A 23,890-nucleotide genomic window follows, 5' to 3' on the forward strand; every position below is an offset into this window, starting at 1 on the left:
TTTCTTATGCTCTCGTATTGTTCCTTAACATCTTCAGTCCGTACGCAATCAGACCCACTGATAATAGGATCGTGCCGATGTTGATCTCAGTCAGCATATCCCAAAGGGTAGGGAAAGCTGTGATTACCAACATGAGGAATCCAGCAACAACACAGCCGATTCCCACCCAAGCTGGATTGATCTCTTCATGCGGATATCCAGGCATAGAGGACATCCCCATGGTCCAAGGGGCTCCGAAGCTGTCTGGATGAAACATCATTCGTTCGTGTTCAGCAGCAGTTATTTTCATCCAAGCCGCCTTCTGCAGGGCATCAAACAATTGATAAAACCACAGCGCCGCCAGGGCAAACGGGAAGATCAAGGGCTCGGACGGAATAAACATTATACATAAGGACGCCCCGATCATAAACTGTAAACCCTGCTTTTTAAAGCCTAAGTACAAATGACCTACTCCAGGTACCATAGCCAGCATAAAAGTGAGCCAACGTCTCTTCTTAATCATAATACATCCTCCTAAAATTTGGGTAGCAAAACTTTAGCCAATTTAAACATCTATTAATGATCAATTATTTTATTTCTATCTCCCAAAGCCACCAAACCACTGGGTTACTGAATTCGACATATGGCCGTTTATTTCGGTAATGCCATAGGCCAAATTCTCAAATACCCCAAACTGCAACAATAACAAACTGAGGCAAGCAGCCACTCCATAATGAATCCATGAGGTTTTTGGGGCAGAACGACGTCTTACATTTGTCGCCTTAGTCGCTCGTGATCTGCGCCCTGTTTCGAGCTGCTCAATATGTGTCATAACATCTGCTGCGAGATCCGGGAAGTCCATCTGCGCCTGCAGCTGTTCTCTGTCAGCATCCATTTCCGACCACAGCTCCGACATTGCTTTGGCTTCCTCCAGCCACTCTGCGCAATCAGGACATGACTCTATGTGCAATCGGATACTCAGCTCCATCTCTGGAGACAGTAGGCCGTCTATATAATGTGGCATCCATTCCTTCACTATTGCACAATTCATCGCCATTCCTCCCTTTGTTTACGCATCATCTGTCTGGCTCGATAAAGCTGCGATTCGATTGTTTTCACGGAAACTCCCTTTTGCTCTGCAATCTCTTGGTAGGAATTCCGCTGAAAATAGTACAGCTGGACGACCGACCGGTACGGTTCCGCCAGACTGTTCACATTCTCTCCTAATTCAGCTGATGTTTCCTGCTCAAGTACCTCATGCTCCGGAGTTTGAGACGTTACCCAATCATTTTCTGTGTAATCAGCTGCACTTCGGTACTTCCACTCCCTATCGTTGGCCCGTTTCCAGTCCAGACAGGTGCGGTAGGCAATCCGATACAGCCATGTCGAGAAGGAGGACTGTCCTCTGAAAGAGGGGAGCGCTTTATATGCTTTTATAAAAACCTCCTGGGCCATATCTTTGGCCGATTCGGCTTCCCCTGTGATTTTGACGCATACTCTGTATACCATGCCTTGGTAACGTGTCACCAAATGCCCAAAGGCTTGATGTTGACCGTTCAGCACAGCAGCAATCCATTCTGCCTCTTCCAGCTTTCTCCCCTCCTTCACCTTCATAACGTTAGACGCCAGACAATCCTTCCCCCCTGCAACCTATGCATAAATTTTTTTGAATTTTTTGAAATAGGCCGAAGAGAGGAATATATAGTTTGTTGTCGAATAATGTTTAACTACTATGACTAAAAGAAAACTCTTCTTAATTATCGCATTGTTTCTTATTATACTCACTGGATTTCGTATCCTATGGGTAATGATTTCTCCACACACCACACAACCACCATTGATCAATGGGGTGTTGGATTTACGGGATCAAAATTTGAATCCGGACAAACTTCTTATTTTAAATGGGCAGTGGGAGTTCTACCCGGGTATGCTGCTTCCTTCATTCAACGAACAATCTCTAACTTCTGCTCCTACAAAATATATACAAGTCCCGGGGAACTGGAAAGATGCACTTAGCGATAGCGATAGTGATAAATCTGCTTTTGGCTACGGCTCCTATCGACTACGTGTGCTTACAGATAATAATAAGAAGCAATCTTATAGTCTTCTCATTTCCGGAGCTCGCTCTTCTTCAGAAGTGTATATCAATGGTGAACGGCTGGGCAGCTCTGGCACTCCTGCTGAGAGTAAAGAACACTATATGCCGTACATACTGCCTTATTCAGTATCATATACAACCGATAAAAGTGAACTTGAAATTGTGATCCATGTAGCCAACTATTCCTTTTCCCAAACGGGAGGAATTTCTAAAACGATTGTATTTGGCAGCGAAAAAGCTTTAACACAGGAAAGACTGATCTCTATTAGCCTACAGTTGCTATTATGTGTTGTTCTACTGCTTCACGCTGTATATGCTGTTATTTTATATATAATTGGGCTGCGGCAAAAGATGTTGATCTATTTTTTTCTGCTGGTAATATCCGCTATAACTACCGTACTCATAGATGATGACAGGCTTTTATTGCACGTATTTCCCTTGAACTATCAATGGAATTTCAAACTATTTTTTATCTCTTATATTGCTGTATTTATTTTTATCCTGCAGACAAGCAAACATCTTTTGTTCGCGGATTTAAAAATAAAAAGTATTCGTATCCTAACCATCCTGTCCATAGTAGACATCCTGTTCATATTATTTGGACCCGTTGTTCACTATTATGAATTTCACACACTGATTTTCGGCATAAATTTATTAGTTTTAGCATTAGGTGTCGTAATTCTTTTTCTGAGATCTATTGTTAAAAATTACGAAGGCTCTATTTTCCTGTTGTTATCCATGCTTGCCATCGTTAACAGCACACTTTGGGGAATGTTCAAGAATTATAACTGGGTCAACGTTACCTATTATCCTTTTGATCTAATTATCGCCTTTTTGTGCTTTGCGACTTTTGGATTTAAGCGATATCACTGGAATACTAAGGAGACAGAAAAACTGGCGCACAGCCTGCAGAGAAGTGTTACGCAAAAGGATGTTTTTTTGGCTAACACCTCACATGAATTAAAAAATCCGCTGTACAGTATCATTAACATTGCCGAAACTGTTCTGGACAGCGAGCGTGACACTGTAACGCATCAAAATGCTGAGAATTTAAAACTGCTCATTACCGTTGGAAGACGTATGTCCCTTCTGGTAGACGATCTGCTGGATCAATCCCAGCTCCGTGAAAGCAATATACAATTGCAGCTCAGAGAACTTAAGATTCAATCCTTCGCAGTGGGTGTGCTTGATATGTTCAAATTCTTAATTGAAGGGAAATCTTTAACCTTAATCTCAGAAATACCAGATTCATTCCCTTCTATTGTGGCTGATGAAAAAAGACTCATTCAGATCTTGTTCAATCTGCTTCAAAATGCTGTTAAATATACGACTGTAGGCACGATAAGAATCCATGCAGATATTCATAAAAAATCGGCGCAGATTCATATTACGGATACTGGTCTTGGCATGAACGAGGAGACGTTGCTCAGAGCTTTCCAGCCCTATGAACAGGGCGACTCCAGCATGAACGAAGTTAGCGGTGGCATCGGGCTTGGATTAAGCACCAGCAAGCAGTTAGTTGAACTTCACGGCGGGAAAATAAGTGTAGTCTCTACACTTGGAGAAGGTACTACCTTCACATTCACAATGCCGTTATACGATTCAACCAGCCGGGTATTGAATTCAGAACTGCCCTCTATGACTGAATTCTCGGACACGCCATCTATGATCACTTTATCCAAATTAACCGCGCCGGGTATCGTTTCATCAGCCCATGGAAGGAGACCCAAGCTTCTGGCTGTAGATGATGATCCGGTTAATCTAAAAATACTTACCAACGTACTTTCCATCAAGGACTATGAAATCGTTACGGTGACCAGCGGAAACGATGCTTTACTATTGCTGGATACCGCTCAGTGGGATTTAATTATTACAGATGTAATGATGCCACAAATGTCCGGGTATGAACTGGCGCATAGAATTCGTGAACGTTACACCATTGCTGAGCTTCCCATTTTGCTTCTGACGGCACGAAACCAACCAGAAGATATTTATACCGGATTCATTTCAGGTGCAAATGACTATGTAATGAAGCCTATGAATGCAATAGAGCTGAAGGCCCGTGTACGCTCCTTAACAGATCTAAAACAGTCCGTAAACGAACGGCTTCGTGTGGAAGCTGCCTATCTTCAAGCGCAAATACAACCACATTTCTTGTTCAACACATTAAATTCAATATCCGCGCTGGCCTCTTTTGATATTAATAGAATGAGTCACCTTGTGGATGCCTTCAGCTCTTATTTGCGTTTAAGCTTCAATTTCCTGAATGCTGAGCCTATGATACCGATTGAACGAGAGCTTGAGCTTGTTCATGCCTACCTCTACATAGAGAAGGAGCGCTTTGAAGATAGGATGACCATTCATTGGGATTATGAGGAAAGCTTGCATTTTCAGCTGCCGCCTCTGACTATACAGCCACTGGTTGAAAATGCTGTCCGGCACGGTATTTTGAGTCGCTCCCAAGGAGGAACGGTGTCCATAACCATTAAGGAACAAGCTGGCGATATTGAAATCACGATATCAGACAATGGCCAAGGCATGAAAAACGAACAACTCCAGCAGTTGCTCAGCAATCCGTCTAATGATGTACGAGGAATCGGATTTTTAAATACACATAAACGGCTGTTGCGGGTCTACGGAAAAGGGCTGCAGATTAAAAGCTCCGAAGGGAAAGGAACTTCTGTGAGTTTTATTATTCCTTCTGACAAAAAAAATCCGATTCGAAAACTTTCTGATTAACAGACAAACTATTGTGAACCCAAATATCAAGTAAGGATTCGACGTATTTTTGGCTAAAATACTATATCTGAGTGGTGATTAATAATGATTCAGGCAATATTAGTTGACGATGAACGGCTTGCCCTTGTGAAATTAGAGTTTATGTTAAAAAAAATACCATCCATACATATAGCCGCTTCCTATACGGACCCCTCGCAGGCCATTCAAGAGGCTCCGTCTTATCATCCTGACGTTATTTTTATTGATATTGAAATGCCTGAAATTAATGGTCTTCAAGCTGCGGAGATGCTCCAAGAGACCTGTCCAAACGCAAATATTATCTTTGTTACCGCGTATAACCATTATGCTGTGGAAGCCTTTGAGATCAATGCGCTCGATTATATTTTGAAGCCTGTGCGAAATGACCGACTACTGAAGGCCGTCCAACGGTTAGAAGAAAGATTGTCACTTGCCCCAAAACTCATCATTGCAACAGAAGAGGTAACCATTCGTTGTCTTCAATCGCTTCGTTTTGAACGAGGTGGACAATCTCTGAATAATCTGCGTTGGAGAACCTCTAAGGCCCAAGAGTTATTTGCTTTTTTGCTCCATAATCGCAACCGCTTTGTAAGTAAAGACATGCTGATTGAACTGCTGTGGCCTGACTTTAATCTGAAAAAGGCTTCTACCCATCTCTATACAACAATTTATCAAGTCCGGCAATGCTTAAAGCAGAATGAAGTCGACCTGCATATCAGCAACCTTAGCGGGGGGGAAGGCTATACCCTTGAAACCGGATCAATGTTGATCGATGTAGATAAGTGGGAACAGGGGATTCTGGCTCTGGAAACCATTAGTGAAGTTAATTGTGCGGAGCATCAAGTTTTATTCGAGCTTTATTCTGGAGATTACTTTGACGATTATGATTATTTATGGGCCGAAAGTGAGCGGCAACGCCTTCGTACCATTTGGCTGCACCATGCAATGGGCATTGCCCAATTTTATATAGAAAGCAACAGAATTGCCGAGGCCGTTACTGTCTATCAACGAGTAGTGCAGCTGCAGCCTTATTTTGAACAAGGGCATTTAGGATTAATGAAGGTCTACGACAGTATTGGAGAACGTTCCGCTGTGGAAGAGCAGTACAAGCTGCTCAAGGATTTGTTCCAAAAGGAACTTAACCTTGGCCTTCCAGCCAGCGTTGAGCACTGGTACGAGCAATGGGAACAGTTTAACCATAGAGTGCGATGAGCTAAATACCCTATCAAGACATAATAAAGACACCCGGATAAAACCGGGTGTCTTTATTATTACCTTCCTAGTTATTACGTTTGAATCGTCTTGTTAATACAAACCCTAGTAGTACCAGACTTCCACCTACCAAGTAGATCGGAAATGCGCTGTCTTCTCCCGTTTTCGGAAGCTGAGTCGGTTTATTGCTGTTATTTCCTGGCTTAGTAACTGTACCCTTTGGTACTTCCTCCACATCAATTTCTATGAGGATTTCTTCTTCATTTCCATTCTCATCTGTAACAATAATGGTGAACTTATCTTTACCAATATAGCCCGGATCAGGTGTGTAGACCCATTTGCCATCCTTAGTAATAATTACTTTACCATGTCCCGGCTCATCTCCCAGGCTTGGCACTCCCCCAAGTGGAATTTCACCTTCAATAGGAACATCTTCATTGGTAATCTCTTTCTGCACAGGTGGAGTTACCTGCGGAACAACAGGCGTACTAGTTGCCACAGGCTGGCTTGGAGTAGCTGTTGGCGTTGCTGTCGACACTGGCGTTACCATCGGTGTTGGTGAAGGTGTTGCCACCACAACTGGTGTTGGTGTTGGCGTAGAAGTAACGACTACTTCCGGAGTCGGTGATGGTGTCCAGATAGGACCTGTCGGTTCCTCTGGCGTCGACGTTGGTGTTGCTGTTGGTGTCGACGTTGGTGTTGCTGTCGGCGTCGACGTTGGTGTTGCTGTCGGCGTTGGTGTTACTGTTGGCGCTGGCGTTGGTGTTACCGTTGGTGCTGGCGTTACGGTCGGTATAGGCGTTGCTGTTGGTGCCGGAACTTTGTTTTTAACCTGAAGGCTTATCCCTGTCGTCGAAGAAATAGTCACTTCATGTGGTGTTTGATCAAGAACATAACCAGCAGGCGCTGTTTTCTCAATTAATACATATTTCCCACCTGTCAGTTTAGTAAATTCAAGTATCCCGTTGGTATCCGTAGTGCCTTCCTTAATCCAGATCTTATCGGCATCAACTACGCGATACAGATCAAAAACGGCCCCACTTAACACCTTACTCGTATTCCCGTCTTCTACTTTGGTAATCGTTAACGGTCCTCTTACGCCGCTTCCTGTACCGGAGCCGCTAGAGAGCTTAACGATAATTTCTTCGGTACTTACACCTGGAACTACCTTGATGTTTTTACCATCGAAACTAACCTGATTGGTTACTTTATCATTGTTTTGTGCTGTGATCAGGGAATCATATTTTAAAATATAAGCTTCGGAAATATCCTTGAGGAAACTAAGCTTAAAGCTTTCTTTTCCGTCATTATCCGTAGTGATTTCCAGCTTATAATCTGTACCACTCACCAATTCTTGGTTGGTGGATGTTACATCCCCATTGCTTGCAACTTTCGTTTTGTAGACATGGAATGTATTGGACAGCAGGATTTGATTGTCGCTTGGAATATCCGTAATTACCGCTTCTTTTACAAAAGATTGGTTACGGTTGATGTAAACCGTCCAATGTATTTTATTGCCATCCTGCGCACCTTCTTTGTTAACATATTCCCCGCCCTGAGGGATATTAACAGAAGCTTGCAGTTTAGCGGACTCTACTTTCGTACCATCATATAACGTAGCTGTATTTTTAATTTCATTTGAATCAATCGCTTGATCCGCGAACGTTGTTTTGAAAGTGACGTAGAACGCATAATTAATCGTTTTATTAAATGTCACCTTCAGCTCACTGCCATCCAGCTCCACTTTATAATCAGCGGAATTCACACTAGCTTGAGGAGAAGGATTTCCATCCTTTCCATACTCCCATTTATTCACTTTCACAGAATCCATATTTACAACTTGGCCAGCTGAAATGGTATCAACCAGTTGAGCTTGGCTTAACGTTTTCTGATTATAATTAGCCCCAATGTTCCAAGTGATCTCCTTAGTTACAGCATTGTAGGAACCACTCTTCTTCCCATTGTTTTTAACCTCATCTCTTGGATTAAAGGTTGCGGTCGCTTCTTTATGCTTAGACTCCTTCACCCCATTAACCGTTTCTTTCCAATCGAGTGCACCTGTATTAGTGAATTGAGTTTTGCCCGGAGCCAGCCAATCATAGTTAAAGCTTGTTGTATAAGTAATTGTGTAAGGCTCATTTATCGGCGCATTAAAAGTAATCACAAATCCATCGTTTACTGCAACCGGATCATGCGCATTGTAAACAACACTATGGACGGTAGCAGTTCCACCTTTAGTTGGTTGAACCTTTAATGTACCCGGGACAAGCTTTAATCCGGCATTGCCAAAAGTATCTGTCACCACTAAATTTTCCATAGTCTTGCTGTCATCGTTAATTTGGATAGTCCAATCGAGGGTCTTAGTCGCATAATTAACGTTGCTATAATTTTTATGGAGAATTTGCTGCTTGATATCACTGTAACCCGTTTCTGTTTTTCCATCATAAGTAATCTTGTTCGTAATCTTGCCATCATCAAATACTCTGCCATTTGCCTTTGTCTGATATTCAATACGGTAGGCAGAATTAATATCATTGTTAAATTTCAGATCAAAACCATTTAATCCCGTTGCAGTTGTTGGAGTTATTGTATATTCGCTTGAAGCGATTTCCGCGCTTTTAACCCCGTTGCCATTACTGTCGATCGTTACAGGATAAACTTTAACCGAGCTGAGAATCAGATCTTGGGTGTTATTGAATGTATCCTTCAAAATAGCATTTGCCGCTAAAATTGTTTTTTCATTGTAATTGAAATTAACAGCCCAGGAAATCACCTGATTCGCTGCATCGTATTTAGTGGACTCTTTCGATAGTGGTTTGCCACGTCCTACTGTAACTGTAGTGCTAGCCTTTTTAGAAAATCCGTTATCTCCTGTTAAGACTGCCTCATTCAAAAAGGTTTTCGCATCTACACCAGTACCAGTAATATCCGTAGAAAAGCCAATCCGGTAGGCCTTAGTAAGCGGGTTATCCGCAAATTTCAGCTTTAACTCTCCCAAAGTGGATCCTGTCACATCATACTTGCTGCTGTCCACTATATTGCCAAGACTCACAGTCCCATCGACCTTCACATCAAGCTCATAAACAGCAATAGATACCGTATTCAGTGATAATCCCGCAGGGAGTGTGTCTGTGACAACTGCATTTTTTACGCTTTCCAGTGCCTTATTCACATCAACCGTCCAAGCGATGCTTGTTGGGTTATAATACTGCGGCTTAGGCGAACCGTCTTTTTCTATAGTAGAGCTAACCTTCGGCTTAAAATTAAGCTCAATGGTCTGAGTACCGCCTTGTATCGGGAAAATCAGGGTTTGCTTCGTGGAGCCAGTAATCTTCTTGGAGCTCAAAAGTGACCTTACGGAGAAAGTCCCTCCCACCTTATCGTGGGTTTCGATATAAGCATTAAATGTAAATACAACGCGGTTAGTATTTTTGTCGACGGTATAAGTCCCTACAGGTTCATCGTCAAAAATAAGATCACCATTCAGATCGTTATAAAGTTCAAACTGTGTTGGAAGATCAAAGGTATAGGTGGACCCATCCTTATATCCATGCCCATCTGGAAGTGACCATGTATAGTTCAATTCCGAATAGGAATCAAGTTCATATACGCTTTCTGTAACCGTATTTGTGTATTTATCATCGGTGTATACAGCAAGCGTAACACTAGTAATGAGGTCATCTCCAATTACAGTACCGTTGCCACTCGCATATGCCTGCGAATTGACTCCAAAGCCAAAGCTGTAAGCCCATTGCGTCACAAGCAAGAATACTACGAGCAATGCGCTAATTTTCTTTTTTGATAACATTATTAAAAATGCCTCCTTTGTCACTCCGTTTATCGTGCTTTCCTAAGCTTTATCCTTTGAATCCCGTACTCTACTCCCCCGCATTAACCTCCTTGACTCTTTTTCATGATATAAATTTGCAACCTAACAACTATTGTAAATAGTCCATCTATACATAATCTGAACAGCATCCTATTACAGTCTTGGAGATCTTTTTATTGCAAAAAAAACAGGGATATGCGCAATAACTCGCATATCCCTGTCGTATTTACTACTTAGTGGAAAATAAAAATAACAACATTGTACATCTTATAGACTAGCGTGATCACGTTTGGTGTAAGTCTTGCGTTTCTCCAGAAGCTTGTTAAGCGCATCAATATAAGCGCGGGCACTTGCTTCCAGAATATCGGTGCTAAGTCCACGGCCTTGTGCAGCTACTTCTCCCTGCGACAGTACTACATGAACCTCACCTTGCGCATCTTTACCACGGGAGACCGATTTAATCGAATAATCTCCAAGGGTAACTTCCTCATTCGTGGCTTTATCAATAGCATTGTAGATGGCATCTACTGAACCATTACCTTCTGCCTCAGCTACAATCGGCTGGTCTTCCGGACCCGCAATAATAACCTTGGCGGTTGGAACAGCTTCATTACCATAAGTAACGAACATCGTTTGCAGCTTAAAGACTTCTGGCGTATCAATTAATTTCTCTTCAATCAAAGCCAAAATGTCTTCATCTGATACTTCTTTTTTCTTATCTGCCAAATCCTTAAATCTAGAAAAAGCGGTGTTCAGCTCTTCTTCGGACACATCATACCCTAGATCACTCAACTTATCGCGGAAAGCGTGACGTCCAGAGTGTTTGCCGAGTACCAGCTTGCTCTCTTTAAGTCCAATAGTCTCCGGTGTCATGATCTCGTAGGTAGTTTTCTCTTTCAGCATCCCGTCCTGGTGAATACCCGATTCATGAGCAAATGCGTTAGCTCCTACAATCGCTTTATTCCCTGGAACCACCATACCTGTCAGCTTGCTGACCAGACGGCTTGTGCGAGAGATCTCGGATAACGTAAGCGATGTTTTTGCTCCAAAAAATTCAGCCCGTGTCTCAAGCGCTAGCGCAACTTCTTCAATCGCTGTGTTCCCGGCACGTTCACCGATACCGTTGATCGTTCCTTCGATCTGATCTGCACCATTCTGAATCGCAGCCAGCGTATTTGCTGTAGCCATACCAAGATCGTTATGACAATGGGCACTAAGCTGTACGCGTTCGATATCAGGCACATTCTCTTTTAGATATTTAAAGATAGCTCCGTACTCCGAAGGATTCAAATAACCTACAGTATCCGGGATATTTACAACATTAGCGCCTTCCCGGATAGCCATGCCGACCATTTCAGCCATGAAATCATACTCCGTACGGCCCGCGTCTTCTAATGAAAACTCGAGCTTAGGGAAATATTTTTTAGCGTATCGGATAGCAGACTGTGCAGTTTCCAACACCTGAGCCTTATCCATCCGTAGCTTATGCTGGCGGTGAATAGGAGATGTAGCTAGAAAAATATGAATACAAGGGTCCTGCGCTCCCTGTAGTGCTTCTTTTACAGCATCAATATCTGTCTCTCTAGAACGAGAAAGGCCGATTACCGTGACGTTCTTCACAGCTCTTGCCACCGCATTAACAGAAGCTAGATCACCTGGAGAAGCTGCAGGAAAACCCGCTTCCATGCGATCAATTCCCAGCTTCTCTAACTGGTAAGCGATCTCCATTTTCTCACGCGTGTTGAGGTTCACACCTGGTGACTGCTCTCCATCTCGCAGTGTCGTATCGAACACATAAATTTTCCGCATGCTAAGCACCTCCCAAAAATTGTGCTGAAACTCTCAAATGCGGCTCGCAAAGTCACGGCCGCATTTGAAGGTAATACTATTTAATCATAAGTATGATTATGATTATGATTATTTCTTAATCCAGTGCATCATTTCACGCAATTGGCTACCTACAACTTCTACTGGGTGAGCAGCTTCGTTGCGACGAGTAGCGGTAAGGAAAGCACGTCCGGATTGGTTTTCAAGGATAAAGTCACGAGCGAATTTACCTTCTTGAATATCTGTCAGAACAGCTTTCATAGCTTTTTTAGTATCTTCAGTTACAATGCGTGGTCCAGTTACATAGTCACCGTACTCAGCAGTGTTACTGATGGAATCGCGCATGCTGGACAATCCGCCTTCGTATACCATGTCAACGATCAGCTTCAATTCGTGCAGACATTCGAAGTAAGCCATTTCAGGAGCATATCCTGCTTCAGTCAATGTTTCGAAGCCAGCTTTGATCAGTGCGGATACACCACCGCAAAGTACAGCTTGTTCACCGAACAAGTCAGTTTCGGTTTCTTCACGGAAAGAAGTTTCGATAACCCCTGCACGTGTACAGCCGATACCTTTTGCATAAGCAAGACCGATTTCTTTAGCTTTTCCAGTTGCATCTTGTTCGATAGCAATCAAGCCAGGAACGCCAAAGCCCTCAACATAAGTACGACGAACCATGTGACCTGGAGATTTTGGTGCTACAAGCAGCACGTCTGCATCTTTAGGAGCAACGATTTGTCCAAAGTGTACGTTAAATCCGTGGGAGAACATCAAAGCTGCGCCTTTTTTGAGGTTTGGTTCTACTTCATTTTTATATACCGAAGCCTGTGTTTCATCTGGCATTAGGATTTGCACAACATCTGCACGGGATACTGCTTCAGCAACTGGCAATACTTCAAAACCGTCATTTTTCGCAGTTTCAAAAGATTTACCTTCACGAAGACCGATGACAACTTGAAGACCACTGTCACGCAGGTTTTGTGCTTGGGCATGTCCTTGGCTACCGTACCCGATTACCGCAATTGTCTTTCCTTTTAATACACTAAGTTCTGCATCCTGTTCATAGTACGTTGTAACTGCCATTGTCAATATCCTCCTTTAATTTGAGACCCATCATAAAGAGCGGGTGCTTCAAGAGAACTGGATTCATAGAAGATCTAGCTGCTCCTCAAGCTCCCGCCCTTTAGCGGGAAGTTCATTCATATCATATCAGATTAATGCAATTAAGCAGTAATCCGTTAAAGTCGCAAAATAAAATATTTAAGAGTTACCGCGTACCATAGCCGTAATACCTGTGCGAGACAGCTCTCTGATTCCATAAGGTTTCAAAAGCTCGATCATCGCATCAATCTTCACTGTATCTCCAACTACCTGTACTAACAATGTAGTGCTGCCAATATCAACAACTGAAGCCCGGAAGGTTTCTACAACGCCCATAATTTCCGGACGCTCACTTGGATCAGCATTCACTTTAATCAGAGCCAGCTCACGAGCAACCATTGGCTTAGATCCAAGATCAACGACTTTAATTACATCAATTAACTTGTAGAGCTGCTTCTCGATTTGTTCAAGCGTATGCTGGTCTCCAAGAGTAACGATAACCATCCGGGACAATCCAACCTCTTCAGACTGGCCAACCGTAATACTCTCAATATTAAATCCGCGGCGACCGAACAAACCCGACACCCGTTGAAGCACACCCGGCTGGTCATTTACGAGTACAGAAATCGTATGTCTTGTCACTGTTATTCATCCCCCATCAGCATATGATCGATGGTTGAACCTTGAGTTACCATCGGGTAGACATTCTCGTCTTTTGGAACAACGAATTCTACCAATACTGGACCCGGTGTTTCCAGTGCCTTCTGCCATGCATCACGTGCTTCTTCCTTATTCGTCGCCCGTAGACCTTTTACGCCATAGGCCTCAGCCAGCTTAACGAAGTCAGGACTGCCTGCGAGATCTGTAAAGCTGTAACGTTTATCATAGATAAGATTCTGCCATTGGCGAACCATGCCAAGCACCTGATTGTTAATTACTACAATTTTGACTGGTATATTGTTAATCGCACATATTGCTAGCTCTTGGGAACACATTTGCATGCCGCCATCACCATTAATCGATACTACCAACCGTTCAGGATGTGCCATCTGTGCACCGATAGCTGACGGGAATCCGAAGCCCATCGTTCCAAGACCGCCTGAAGTAATCCATGAACGCGGATGATTGAACTTATAGTATTGTGCAGCCCACATTTGATGCTGACCAACATCCGTTGTGACAATCGCTTCACCTTTAGTGGTGTCATTGATCATTTCAATCACCCATTGTGGTTTAAGCTCTGTTTCTGAATCCTTATACCGAAGCGGCTGATCTAGCTTCCACTGAGCAATCTGTGTTCTCCAAGCATCAGCATTAGATGCGCGGCCAACCTCAGGATTCAGCATTTCCAATACAGTTTTCACATCGCCTACAATCGGAATATCAGGCGATACATTTTTCCCGATTTCTGCAGGGTCTATATCGATATGCACGATTTTGGCTTTTGGCGCGAAGCCGTCCAGTCTGCCAGTAACACGATCATCAAAACGTGCACCGATATTAATGAGCAAATCGCACTGTTGAATTGCATTATTCGCGGTATACGTACCATGCATACCCGGCATTCCCATCCAAAGTTCTTCTGCACTAGGGAAAGCTCCGAGACCCAGCAAGGTTGTAGTAATTGGAATCTCTGTCCGTTTCACGAATTCGAACATAGCTTCATGTGCTCCGGAGTAAATAACTCCACCACCTGCAATGATAATCGGACGTTCAGCAACCGCAATCGCACGAACCAATTTATCAAGCTGCAGTTTGTTTGGAACTGTACAAGGATTGTAGCCTCGAAGATTCACTGTTTTCACTGGTGTGAACAACGTCTTCGCTGCTGACACGTCTTTCGGAATATCGATCAACACTGGACCTTTACGACCGGTATTCGCCACATGGAAAGCTTCATGTATAACACGCGGGAGATCCTCAACATCTCTTACAAAGTAGCTATGCTTAGTGATTGGCATCGTTATCCCGGTAATGTCTGCTTCCTGGAAAGCATCTGTACCGATCAGGCTGGAGAATACGTTACCTGTGATTACAACCAATGGAGTGGAGTCCATATATGCTGTAGCAATACCTGTTACAAGATTCGTTGCTCCGGGACCCGAGGTAGCTATACATACCCCTGGTTTGCCACTTGCTCTAGCGTAACCGTCAGCTGCATGAATAGCGCCTTGCTCATGACGTGTTAACACGTGATTGAAATCCGTAAAACCGTACAATGCATCATAGATGTACAATACAGCTCCACCCGGATATCCGAATACAGTGTCTACACCTTCTAATACAAGGCTGCGGAGTAATATCTCGGAACCGGAAATGACCTCCGGCTCCATCCATTTTTCTTTTAACTGCTCAGTAGACCGTAATTCCGGTATTTGCGCGCTCATCAGTATTCCTCCTCCGATATTTAACATTCATTATGCAAATGACGGACCGTCCTTTATACATCAGCAAATGGTTCCTTATAAAACAAAAAAACCTTTCGCCTCCCACGCACAGTATTAGCGCGTGAGGGACGAAAGGTTGATCTTCCGTGGTACCACCCATGTTTGCATTACATCTCGCGATGCAACGCCTTATCAGGTATACAAAAATCCATCGATGTAGGCAAGGGCCCTAATCTCTGTAACCTGAAGTCCCTAACGCGGACTAAACGATTTCCCCTAATAATTCCACAACTCTAGCCAGTGGACCTTTCAGGAAAACAGCTCCGAGGTGAGCTCGTATATAAGGGATTTCGGTGGAGGTTGCAGCAGATCCTCACACTCTCTGAGCAAAAGAGCCCTTAAAACTTCGTCCTCATCATTGCCGATACATGTATGTTCGATAAAATGTTTAGACACATTATATGATTCCTAACATGGATAAGTCAATACCCTTATTTTTAATATTGTCACAACTCCTACTTCTACGTGCTGGGAACCCCCACCCCGCTCCCGACATATGATGTACGACAATGCGTAGAAAGGGGGCGCTCTATGATCCGTTATCGTCGGCCCAAGCAGGATGACGTCATCATCCTTGATTTAATCGAGCGACAGCTTGTACCATTATCTCATTTGCCAAAGACTGAAATTGCCAAAATCAAAAAAGATATCCCCCGTCGTCTGGGACACGGTATCACCTTAGTCGCCTGTCCCGACTATGAGAGTGATCCAATGGGGTTTGTCCATTTCCTGCTGCATGGTGATTTACTTTATATCGATATGTTAGCCATAGCACCCGCAGCACGGCGCAAACACTTGGGGAATATGCTCATGGATCGAGCAGAACGATTTGCACTATCACGCGGATGTCATCGGGCTAAGGTATCCGTCGATTTAGGAAATACAGCAGCTCTTGCCTTTTATCAAAAATTGGGCTACAGCGTAGCCCGTTATCAATCCCTAAGCTTCTGTTACGAACTGGAAAAAAGGTTCATCTAATTAAATCAAACTCAACTGAACTTAAAAGAATCCGAAAGGTGGATAGGGTGTGCCTCCGTACCCATAGCCTCCATAAGGATTGCCATAGCCAGGACCTCCACCATAAGGCACTCCACCGCCATAGCCACCACCAAAAGCATAAGGTGCTGTACCAATGGCAAGCAAATCAAACAACACTAAAGGAATGATTGCTTTGGTTTGTACTTTTTTACCACTTACGCGTTGTAATATCAGACGATTTCCGGATACACGCAGCAGTTTACCTGTCACCTGAGTACCGTCTTTTTTTACTGCAATGATCTGCTTACCTACGAGTCTCATAACTTGCTTCTTCGTAACTGGCTTAGTCATATGATCCCCTCCTAAATGTTTTGTACGCCTCTCATTCGCATCATCTACAAAACAGTCTATTCGTTGGAAAGGACCTTCGCCTGTACACTTGCCCTCCTACCTCAATGTTTATCCTTGCTGATCCTAATAAAAAAGCCGTATTTCCGGGAAAAGACCGGAAATACGGCTTTGAAAAGTTACATTTCTATCGCTTACCAGGATCGTATGGCTGTCCTAATGCCTTAGGAGCAGAGGAACGGCCTACAGCCCCTACCAGTACGATGATAGTCAGTACATAAGGGATCATAAAGATAAACTCTTGAGGAATATTTTGTGACCACTCATACAATTGAACATAGTTGCGAATCGCTTGGGAGAATCCGAAGAATACCGCTGCACCAAAGGCACCAAGTGGATTCCATTTCCCAAAGATCATCGCTGCAATGGCGATAAAACCTTGACCAGAGATTGTATTATGTCCAAAGGTTCCGGTCGTTGTTAAAGTGATTGTAGCCCCACCAATACCCGCCATCAATCCACTCAACATTACACCGATATATCTCATCCGATTAACTTTTACACCTAGTGTATCTGCAGCACTTGGATGCTCACCTACAGCACGCAAACGCAATCCAAATGGCGTCTTAAACAGAACCAAATAAATAACGATGACCAGTATTATGGCCAGATAAGTTGTAGGATAGGAATTAAAAATCCCTTCACCAATCACTGGGATTTTGGAGAGCCCAGGAATTGCAACCTTGCTGAATCCGTCAATGATCGGAGTTTCAGCAGATCCATCAAACAGGAGCTTTACCATGTAGAGCGTGCTGCCTGCAGCTAAAAAGTTAATAACCGTACCACTAATCGTCTGATCAGATTTAAAGGTTATAGATGCAACCGCATGAATTAGTGAGCCTAGCACACCAACAGCTATAGCACAGAGTACACCAACCCAAGGAGCCCATTCGCCCATTCCAGCGTCCTGAGCATAATAACCGCCTACTGCTGCCGCAAAGGCACCAAACATCATCAAACCTTCAAGTCCAATGTTTACGACACCGGAACGTTCAGAGAAGATGCCGCCAAGTGAGGCAAAAATGAGCGCTGTGGAAAAAACAAGCGTTGTATTAAGCAGTTGACCTAACGTCTGCAGATCCATCTATAACACCTTCTCTTTCTTGCGCTTGAAGTAAAAGGGCTTAAGCACCCAGCGCACAATCCCTTGTGCCGCAATAAAGAATATGATTGAACCAATAACGATACGAATAAGCTCCGGTGGAACATCTGCAGCAAAACTCATACCCGCAGAACCATAAGTCAGCGTACCGTAGAGAATCGCAGCCAGAATAACACCAAGTGGATGTGTTAAACCAAGAAGAGCAACGGCGATACCATCAAATCCATATCCTGGCGATGCCGCGAAAATAGCTTGATAATGGAATACACCAAGCACCTCTCCTGCTCCGGCCAGACCGGCGAATACACCACTTATGAACATTGCCTTCATAACGTTACGTCCAACATTCATCCCTGCATATTCGGCAGCATGTGGATTGTAACCAACTGCACGCATTTCGTAGCCCTGCTTGGTCTTCCATAAGTACACATAGAAGAATACCGCTGCAGCAAGAGCAATAGCTGTACCCCAGTGTAGACGTGCATTATCAAATATCGAATTCAAAAAGGTCATGGAAAGTGAGGCCGGAATATCCTCGGAACGATTTTGTCCTGGAAGCAACAAAAAGTTTCTAACGATATAATTCGACAGGTAAAGAGCGATCCAGTTTAACATGATTGTGGTAATAACTTCGTTAATCCCGCGTTTTGCTTTCAAATAACCGGCAATCCCTGCCCATAAACCACCGCAGACACCCGCAATAATTACAGCAAGCGGGACAAGCAGGAAGGATGGCAGACCTGCCATCTTAATACCCACCACTGTTGCCGCTGTCATACCAATCATTACTTGGCCATCTGCCCCGATATTAAACATCCCTGAACGGAATGCGAAAGCTACGGCTAGCCCTGTAAGCATTAATGGTGTCATTTCGCGCACAGCTTCACCAAAGTTATACAAATTACCAAACACCCGTTTGAACAGTGCGGAGTAAGCAGTTATCGGATCATAACCGCCCAGAAGCATAACTATTGCTCCCACAAGAAAACCAAGCACGATGGCAACCAGAGGAACGATGTAGCTGTCAGTTGTGAAGATTTTTTTGAACTTATTCAACTGCCTTACCTCCCCGCTGCAAGCTGCCTGCCATCATAAGACCCAGTTCCTGATCATTCGTATCTTGCGGGAACACTTCACCGACAATTTTCCCTTCATAGATAACAGCGATTCTGTCAGAGACGTTCATAATCTCGTCCAATTCAAAGGAAATAAGTAGAACAGCCTTTCCTTGATCACGCTGAGCTATGAGTTGCTTCTGAACAAATTCGATAGCCCCAACATCTAGACCGCGTGTAGGTTGTGCGGCAATTAACAATGTCGGATTTTTATCTATTTCCCGCGCAATAATCGCTTTCTGTTGATTTCCGCCGGATAAAGAACGGGCTTTGGTCTCTATTGAAGGTGTACGTACATCAAATTGCTCTATAAGCTTCGCTGCGTACTTATCAATGACATCATTTTGCAAAAAGCCATTTTTGTTGTAAGGACTCTTATAATAGGTTTCCAAAACCATATTCTCACTCATGGTGAAATCAAGCACTAACCCATGCTTGTGGCGGTCCTCAGGAATATGAGAGACATTCATCTCTGAAACCTTCCGCGGTGATAAATTAGCAATTTCATTGCCAGACACGGTAATCGAACCCGAATCAATTTTGCGCAGACCTGTAATGGCCTGGATCAACTCACTTTGTCCATTGCCATCTACGCCAGCAATCCCGAGAATTTCCCCTGCTTTAACTTCAAAGCTAAGACCATCCAGTACGGAAACCCCGTCTTTACTCTTACTGCTGACATCCTTCAGTTTGAGTACAGATTGGCCAACCTCAGGAGCTTTCTTGTCCACTTTGAAAGTTACGCCACGCCCAACCATTTTTTCAGCTAGCTCATTAGGATTAGTCTCTGCGGTATTCACAGTATCAATTACTTTCCCACGTCTAATAATGGTGACCCGATCAGATATTTGCATGATTTCTTTAAGCTTATGCGTGATCAAAATAATGGATTTTCCCTCTGCAACAAGCCGCTTCATAATCGCCATGAGTTCCGTAATTTCTTGAGGCGTAAGTACTGCGGTCGGCTCATCAAATATGAGAATATCCGCTCCACGGTACAGGGTCTTCATAATCTCTACCCTTTGCTGCATACCTACCGAAATGTCATGAATAACGGCATTTGGATTCACTTGCAGGCCATATTGCTCCGATAGCTTCCGAACCTGTTCCGCAGCGGATTTATAGTCAATTTTAAGACCTTTTTTCGGCTCCATCCCAAGAACAATATTCTCGGTCACCGTAAAAGGCTCCACAAGCTTGAAATGCTGATGAACCATACCAATACCAAGCTCAATAGCTTTATTGGGGTTATCAATAATAACCGGTTTCCCGTCGATTTCAATACTGCCTTCATCCGGTTGATACAATCCAAATACAATATTCATTAAAGTGGACTTGCCTGCACCATTCTCACCAAGCAATGCAAGAATTTCACCCTTTTTAAGCGTCAAGCTAATGGAATCGTTAGCAACAATACCGGGAAAGCGTTTTGTGATTTGCTTCAACTCTACGACAGGAGCCGCAGCACTCATGGAATCACCCTCATCACAGAATATATAACTACCTTATAGACACGGATGTACCGCCCTTTGTAAGGCGGTATATCTATGTTCCTCATATCATAACCAGTGCTTTAACAAGGAATAAGGCCAGCACAACACCGGCCTTATTCTTTGATCCTTATTGTAATGCAATAAATGGAGACTAACTATTACTCGGAAGGAACAGTGATTGTTCCATCAATGATTTGTTTTTTGTATTCTTCAACTTTAGCCAGGATCTCTTCAGAAACGTTGTCCTTAGTATCAGAAATACCTACACCATTATCTTTCAGACCAAGAACGGTTGTAGTACCACCCTTGAACGTACCGTCAATTACTTCTTTAGAAACTTTAAGAACAGCTTCGTCTACACGTTTGATCATGGAAGTCAAAGTAACGTCAGTACCAAACTCGATGGATTGGTCTTTATCTACACCAATAACCCATACTTTAGAACCGCCTGCTTTGTTACGAGCTTTAGCTTCGTTGAATACGCCATTTCCTGTTTGTCCAGCAGCAGGGAAGATAATGTCGTTTCCGTCGTTATACAATGTAGCTGCAAGAGATTTACCAACGTCTGGTTTGTCATAACCACCAGCATAAGTAGGTGTTACTTTAGCTGAAGGGTTAACTGCTGCTACACCAGCTTTAAAGCCAGCTTCAAAACGTTTGATTACAGGGCTTTCCAGACCACCGATGAATGCAACTTTGTTAGTTTTTGTAGTCAGACCAGCAACCACCCCAACCAAGAAAGAACCTTCATTTTCGGAGAAAGTAACGGAAGCTACGTTAGGAGCTTCAACTACGCTATCAATGATAGCCAAGTTAGCATTTGGGTTCTCAGTAGCTACTTTTTTAATTGCGTCGCCAAGATCAAAACCAATACCCCAAGTCAAGTTGTATCCATCTTTAACGAAGGAGTTAAGGTTTGGCTCATAGTCAGCATTTGATTTACTTTGCAAGTACTTAACGCCACTACCTGTTTCTTTTTCAAGAGCTTGCAATGCTTCCCATGCGGATTGGTTAAACGATTTATCGTTTACGCCACCAATGTCAGTAACCATACCAAATTTGAAATCGGATTTAGGTGCGTTTGTTCCTGCATTGGTTCCTGCATTAGTTTCACCTTTAGCGGCGTTGTTATTGTTGTTTCCACAGCCTGTCAAAACGACTGTAAGAGACAGCAACATTGCAAGAGATAGCTTTAAACCTTTTTTCATTGAATGTAATCCCCCTTAAAATATTGGATGTCTTCTGTGTTCTGCTTGGACATTCCATTAGTTCAAATTATAACTGCAATAAAATCTAAAATCCAGTGCATAAATGACCTCAGGTCAATAATAATTTGCACTTTTTAGCAAGTAACCGCTTTCCATGACATAGCATGTTATAGTTATGTCTGGTTAATGTCAGAAACCCTGATTTTACTCTGTATAGTATTCCAACACATTACAAATATTATTGCACACTTAAGTGTTTTCTATTATTATGATTCCTTAGTAATTGCACTGAAAGGAAGTTATCAGATCATGACCGAAGAAATAAATCCACAAACAACACCGGCCTTCAAATATTGCCGTGAATCCCGTGTCTTCAAAACCGGACGCGTTTTCCCTAATGATGTCAATAATCACAAAACATTATTCGGCGGCAAGCTTATGAGCGGCATCGATGAAGTAGCCTCCATTTCAGCTATGCGCCATTGTCGGACTAACGTCGTCACAGCCTCTACAGACTCTGTAGACTTCTTGAGACCCATTCGGCCTACTGACTCCGTATGTTTTGAATCCTTCGTCTCCTGGACTGGACGGACAAGCATAGAGGTGTTTGTAAAGATCATTTCAGAAAATCTATATACTGGAGAGCGCGCTGTCGCTGCCACTTCATTTCTAACCTTTGTCGCAGTCGAAGAGGATGGCACACCTACTCCGGTTCCAGCTATTATCCCAGAGACAGACGAAGAGAAGCTGATCAATGAATCCGCTAATGAACGTTCCGAGCTGCGAAAAGTACGCCGCAACATCAGCAAAAAGCTCGCTGCTCAATTAAATACCATAAAGTATTGGGAATAGTTCTGCATCCGCAGAGCTTTTTCTTTTATGTAGGGAAACCCAATGCTGCTTCCTACCTATCTTACCGCACAAAAAAGCACCGCTGCATGGGCAACCCGCAGGCGGTGCTTTTCGGTTATATTACAACACTTACGCGTTGATTTTCTCTTTAGCAATACCAGCCAAGGAGTTGAATGCGTTAAGATCATTCACAGCCAGATCAGCCAGCATCTTACGGTTAACTTCTACACCAGCCAATTTCAGGCCGTATACAAGCTTGCTGTAAGAAAGACCGTTCAAACGAGCTGCTGCATTAATACGAACGATCCACAGTCTGCGGAAGTTACGTTTAGTTTGACGACGGTCGCGGTAAGCGTAAACCATCGATTTCATTACTTGTTCTTTAGCTGTTTTAAAAATACGGTGTTTAGAACCGAAATAACCTTTTGCCAATTTCAACACTTTTTTATGTTTACGACGAACTACAAATCCGCCCTTAACTCTTGCCATATTAATAAACCTCCCAAAAATGTGTAATAAACTATTTCAAGTTAGCCAATCCTTGTTTCAAACGTCTTACATCCCCAGGGGCCATTACTGGATTTCCGTTCAGAACGCGCTTAGCGCGTTTAGATTTGTGGGACAGCAAGTGGTTTTTGTGAGCTTTGTAACGTGTTACTTTACCAGTTCCGGTAATTTTGAAGCGGCCTTTCAGGCTGCTGTGTGTTTTCATCTTAGGCATGGTGTTTCCTCCTTGAATATTATGCGGCGCCAAATTGCAGATAAGCAAGTGACTCCAGATTTATTGAGCTTTAGGAGCCAAAATCATAATCATGCTGCGGCCTTCCAGCTTTGGCTGGCGCTCAACAACAGATATATCAGCCACTTCGTTCTTCACTCGTTCGAGGATTTTTTGGCCGATATTCGCGTGTGTAATCTCACGTCCGCGGAAACGTACGGAGCACTTCACTTTATCGCCCTCACCCAAGAACTTGATCACATTGCGGAACTTAGTTTGATAATCATGTTCCTCAATGTTAGCACGGAACCAGACTTCCTTGATATCAACGACCTTCTGGTTTTTACGCGCTTCCTTCTCTTTCTTCTGCGTTTCATAACGGAACTTGCCGTAATCCATGATGCGGCATACCGGCGGCTTAGCCTGTGGTGCTACATTGACTAGATCCAGATTAAGATCGATCGCCATTTGCAGCGCTTCGCGGATCGGTTTAATTCCGATTTGCTCACCTTCCGCACCAACCAACCGTACCTCTTTGGCCCGAATTTCATCATTGATCATATGTTCCTTACTGATAACTCTCCACCTCCGGATCTTTTTAACAACTATTCTCACGTAACTCCATAAAAAAGGGGTGCCGGTAACACCCGACACCCCGTGTTTGATCAACGTTCATGAACATTAACATTCATAAAGCATTGAGATCAAAACCAGCCGGCGAATATGCCAGTCAGGTGAGAAGCAGGTGCTTCTTCTTGCAATCCCT

The 23,890-nt window shown here is 43.4% G+C and carries 20 protein-coding genes and 1 other annotated feature; of the genes, 4 read left to right on the top strand and 16 right to left on the bottom strand.

The features are described 5' to 3' along the window. Positions 1–4 precede the first annotated feature (4 nt). The 3 genes from MKY63_RS04020 to MKY63_RS04030 form a co-directional block, all read right to left on the bottom strand. The gene (locus MKY63_RS04020) at positions 5–502 is read right to left on the bottom strand and encodes a hypothetical protein (protein WP_036680114.1); all 498 of its coding nucleotides are present in this window, start codon (positions 500–502) and stop codon (positions 5–7) included. A 75-nt stretch (positions 503–577) separates the two neighbouring features. After that, positions 578–1,030 (bottom strand): zf-HC2 domain-containing protein, encoded by a 453-nt coding sequence (locus MKY63_RS04025; protein ID WP_038569222.1) that lies wholly within the window; start codon positions 1,028–1,030, stop codon positions 578–580. Beyond that, positions 1,027–1,593, bottom strand: coding sequence for an RNA polymerase sigma factor (locus MKY63_RS04030; protein WP_051491104.1), 567 nt, complete (start codon positions 1,591–1,593; stop codon positions 1,027–1,029). The genes MKY63_RS04025 and MKY63_RS04030 overlap by 4 nt, the downstream gene beginning before the upstream one ends. Before the next feature lie 259 nt (positions 1,594–1,852). Here MKY63_RS04030 and MKY63_RS04035 point away from each other — a divergent pair, with 259 nt between their 5' ends. Beyond that, the gene (locus MKY63_RS04035; RefSeq protein ID WP_339811606.1) at positions 1,853–4,816 is read left to right on the top strand and encodes an ATP-binding protein; all 2,964 of its coding nucleotides are present in this window, start codon (positions 1,853–1,855) and stop codon (positions 4,814–4,816) included. An 84-nt stretch (positions 4,817–4,900) separates the two neighbouring features. Then, positions 4,901–6,046: a response regulator gene (locus MKY63_RS04040; protein ID WP_051491105.1), complete on the top strand. Its 1,146-nt coding sequence runs from the start codon at positions 4,901–4,903 to the stop codon at positions 6,044–6,046. A 67-nt stretch (positions 6,047–6,113) separates the two neighbouring features. Here the strand turns inward: MKY63_RS04040 and MKY63_RS04045 are convergent, their stop codons facing one another. The 5 genes from MKY63_RS04045 to ilvB form a co-directional block, all read right to left on the bottom strand. Further along, entirely contained in the window at positions 6,114–9,854 is a 3,741-nt protein-coding gene (locus tag MKY63_RS04045) for a collagen binding domain-containing protein (RefSeq protein WP_339811609.1), read from the bottom strand. Between the two features lie 288 nt (positions 9,855–10,142). Next, a complete protein-coding gene (locus MKY63_RS04050) occupies positions 10,143–11,684 on the bottom strand; it encodes a 2-isopropylmalate synthase (protein ID WP_339811611.1) in 1,542 nt (513 codons plus the stop codon). 108 nt (positions 11,685–11,792) lie between these two features. Beyond that, positions 11,793–12,785 (bottom strand): ketol-acid reductoisomerase, encoded by a 993-nt coding sequence (ilvC, locus tag MKY63_RS04055; protein ID WP_036679485.1) that lies wholly within the window; start codon positions 12,783–12,785, stop codon positions 11,793–11,795. Between the two features lie 177 nt (positions 12,786–12,962). Further along, the gene (gene ilvN / locus MKY63_RS04060) at positions 12,963–13,451 is read right to left on the bottom strand and encodes an acetolactate synthase small subunit (RefSeq protein ID WP_170914191.1); all 489 of its coding nucleotides are present in this window, start codon (positions 13,449–13,451) and stop codon (positions 12,963–12,965) included. Then, positions 13,448–15,190 (bottom strand): biosynthetic-type acetolactate synthase large subunit, encoded by a 1,743-nt coding sequence (gene ilvB / locus MKY63_RS04065; RefSeq protein ID WP_036679490.1) that lies wholly within the window; start codon positions 15,188–15,190, stop codon positions 13,448–13,450. Before ilvB ends, ilvN begins: the two co-directional genes overlap by 4 nt. Positions 15,191–15,781: 591 nt before the next feature. Between ilvB and MKY63_RS04070 the strand changes: the two genes are divergently transcribed. Further along, entirely contained in the window at positions 15,782–16,228 is a 447-nt protein-coding gene (locus tag MKY63_RS04070; RefSeq protein ID WP_036679492.1) for a GNAT family N-acetyltransferase, read from the top strand. Between the two features lie 21 nt (positions 16,229–16,249). Here the strand turns inward: MKY63_RS04070 and MKY63_RS04075 are convergent, their stop codons facing one another. The 5 genes from MKY63_RS04075 to MKY63_RS04095 all read right to left on the bottom strand — a co-directional run bounded on the left by MKY63_RS04075 (position 16,250) and on the right by MKY63_RS04095 (position 21,554). Beyond that, entirely contained in the window at positions 16,250–16,579 is a 330-nt protein-coding gene (locus MKY63_RS04075; RefSeq protein ID WP_036679494.1) for a hypothetical protein, read from the bottom strand. Between the two features lie 184 nt (positions 16,580–16,763). Continuing rightward, the gene (locus MKY63_RS04080; RefSeq protein WP_036679496.1) at positions 16,764–17,720 is read right to left on the bottom strand and encodes an ABC transporter permease; all 957 of its coding nucleotides are present in this window, start codon (positions 17,718–17,720) and stop codon (positions 16,764–16,766) included. Continuing rightward, on the bottom strand, positions 17,721–18,794 hold the full coding sequence (locus MKY63_RS04085; RefSeq protein WP_076107269.1) for an ABC transporter permease: 1,074 nt from the start codon (positions 18,792–18,794) through the stop codon (positions 17,721–17,723). Then, the gene (locus tag MKY63_RS04090; RefSeq protein WP_036679500.1) at positions 18,787–20,325 is read right to left on the bottom strand and encodes an ABC transporter ATP-binding protein; all 1,539 of its coding nucleotides are present in this window, start codon (positions 20,323–20,325) and stop codon (positions 18,787–18,789) included. Before MKY63_RS04090 ends, MKY63_RS04085 begins: the two co-directional genes overlap by 8 nt. Before the next feature lie 179 nt (positions 20,326–20,504). Then, a complete protein-coding gene (locus MKY63_RS04095) occupies positions 20,505–21,554 on the bottom strand; it encodes a BMP family ABC transporter substrate-binding protein (protein WP_036679503.1) in 1,050 nt (349 codons plus the stop codon). A 309-nt stretch (positions 21,555–21,863) separates the two neighbouring features. Here MKY63_RS04095 and MKY63_RS04100 point away from each other — a divergent pair, with 309 nt between their 5' ends. Beyond that, a complete protein-coding gene (locus tag MKY63_RS04100; protein ID WP_051491073.1) occupies positions 21,864–22,406 on the top strand; it encodes an acyl-CoA thioesterase in 543 nt (180 codons plus the stop codon). Between the two features lie 129 nt (positions 22,407–22,535). Here the strand turns inward: MKY63_RS04100 and rplT are convergent, their stop codons facing one another. The 3 genes from rplT to infC are packed head-to-tail and all read right to left on the bottom strand — an operon-like array spanning position 22,536 to position 23,685. After that, positions 22,536–22,895 (bottom strand): 50S ribosomal protein L20, encoded by a 360-nt coding sequence (rplT, locus tag MKY63_RS04105; protein ID WP_036679505.1) that lies wholly within the window; start codon positions 22,893–22,895, stop codon positions 22,536–22,538. Positions 22,896–22,926: 31 nt separating this feature from the next. Beyond that, positions 22,927–23,127: a 50S ribosomal protein L35 gene (gene rpmI / locus MKY63_RS04110; protein ID WP_036679507.1), complete on the bottom strand. Its 201-nt coding sequence runs from the start codon at positions 23,125–23,127 to the stop codon at positions 22,927–22,929. 60 nt (positions 23,128–23,187) lie between these two features. After that, complete coding sequence (gene infC, locus MKY63_RS04115) at positions 23,188–23,685, bottom strand: translation initiation factor IF-3 (RefSeq protein ID WP_036679510.1); 498 nt, start codon at positions 23,683–23,685, stop codon at positions 23,188–23,190. 57 nt (positions 23,686–23,742) lie between these two features. Then, positions 23,743–23,887 (bottom strand) — a sequence feature (ribosomal protein L20 leader region). Positions 23,888–23,890: the final 3 nt, after the last annotated feature.

The sequence above is a fragment of the Paenibacillus sp. FSL R7-0189 genome (genome assembly GCF_037969925.1).
In the GTDB taxonomy this organism is placed as follows: Bacteria; Bacillota; Bacilli; order Paenibacillales; family Paenibacillaceae; genus Paenibacillus_AQ; species Paenibacillus_AQ odorifer.

Excerpts from the sequence above, each read along its gene's own strand:
- MKY63_RS04020 (WP_036680114.1), bottom strand. The coding sequence starts at position 502 with ATGATTAAGAAGAGACGTTGGCTCACTTTTATGCTGGCTATGGTACCT.
- MKY63_RS04025 (WP_038569222.1), bottom strand. The coding sequence starts at position 1,030 with ATGAATTGTGCAATAGTGAAGGAATGGATGCCACATTATATAGACGGC.
- MKY63_RS04030 (WP_051491104.1), bottom strand. The coding sequence starts at position 1,593 with ATGAAGGTGAAGGAGGGGAGAAAGCTGGAAGAGGCAGAATGGATTGCT.
- MKY63_RS04040 (WP_051491105.1), top strand. The coding sequence starts at position 4,901 with ATGATTCAGGCAATATTAGTTGACGATGAACGGCTTGCCCTTGTGAAA.
- MKY63_RS04045 (WP_339811609.1), bottom strand. The coding sequence starts at position 9,854 with ATGTTATCAAAAAAGAAAATTAGCGCATTGCTCGTAGTATTCTTGCTT.
- MKY63_RS04050 (WP_339811611.1), bottom strand. The coding sequence starts at position 11,684 with ATGCGGAAAATTTATGTGTTCGATACGACACTGCGAGATGGAGAGCAG.
- ilvC (WP_036679485.1), bottom strand. The coding sequence starts at position 12,785 with ATGGCAGTTACAACGTACTATGAACAGGATGCAGAACTTAGTGTATTA.
- ilvB (WP_036679490.1), bottom strand. The coding sequence starts at position 15,190 with ATGAGCGCGCAAATACCGGAATTACGGTCTACTGAGCAGTTAAAAGAA.
- MKY63_RS04070 (WP_036679492.1), top strand. The coding sequence starts at position 15,782 with ATGATCCGTTATCGTCGGCCCAAGCAGGATGACGTCATCATCCTTGAT.
- MKY63_RS04075 (WP_036679494.1), bottom strand. The coding sequence starts at position 16,579 with ATGACTAAGCCAGTTACGAAGAAGCAAGTTATGAGACTCGTAGGTAAG.
- MKY63_RS04080 (WP_036679496.1), bottom strand. The coding sequence starts at position 17,720 with ATGGATCTGCAGACGTTAGGTCAACTGCTTAATACAACGCTTGTTTTT.
- MKY63_RS04090 (WP_036679500.1), bottom strand. The coding sequence starts at position 20,325 with ATGAGTGCTGCGGCTCCTGTCGTAGAGTTGAAGCAAATCACAAAACGC.
- MKY63_RS04095 (WP_036679503.1), bottom strand. The coding sequence starts at position 21,554 with ATGAAAAAAGGTTTAAAGCTATCTCTTGCAATGTTGCTGTCTCTTACA.
- MKY63_RS04100 (WP_051491073.1), top strand. The coding sequence starts at position 21,864 with ATGACCGAAGAAATAAATCCACAAACAACACCGGCCTTCAAATATTGC.
- rplT (WP_036679505.1), bottom strand. The coding sequence starts at position 22,895 with ATGGCAAGAGTTAAGGGCGGATTTGTAGTTCGTCGTAAACATAAAAAA.
- rpmI (WP_036679507.1), bottom strand. The coding sequence starts at position 23,127 with ATGCCTAAGATGAAAACACACAGCAGCCTGAAAGGCCGCTTCAAAATT.
- infC (WP_036679510.1), bottom strand. The coding sequence starts at position 23,685 with ATGATCAATGATGAAATTCGGGCCAAAGAGGTACGGTTGGTTGGTGCG.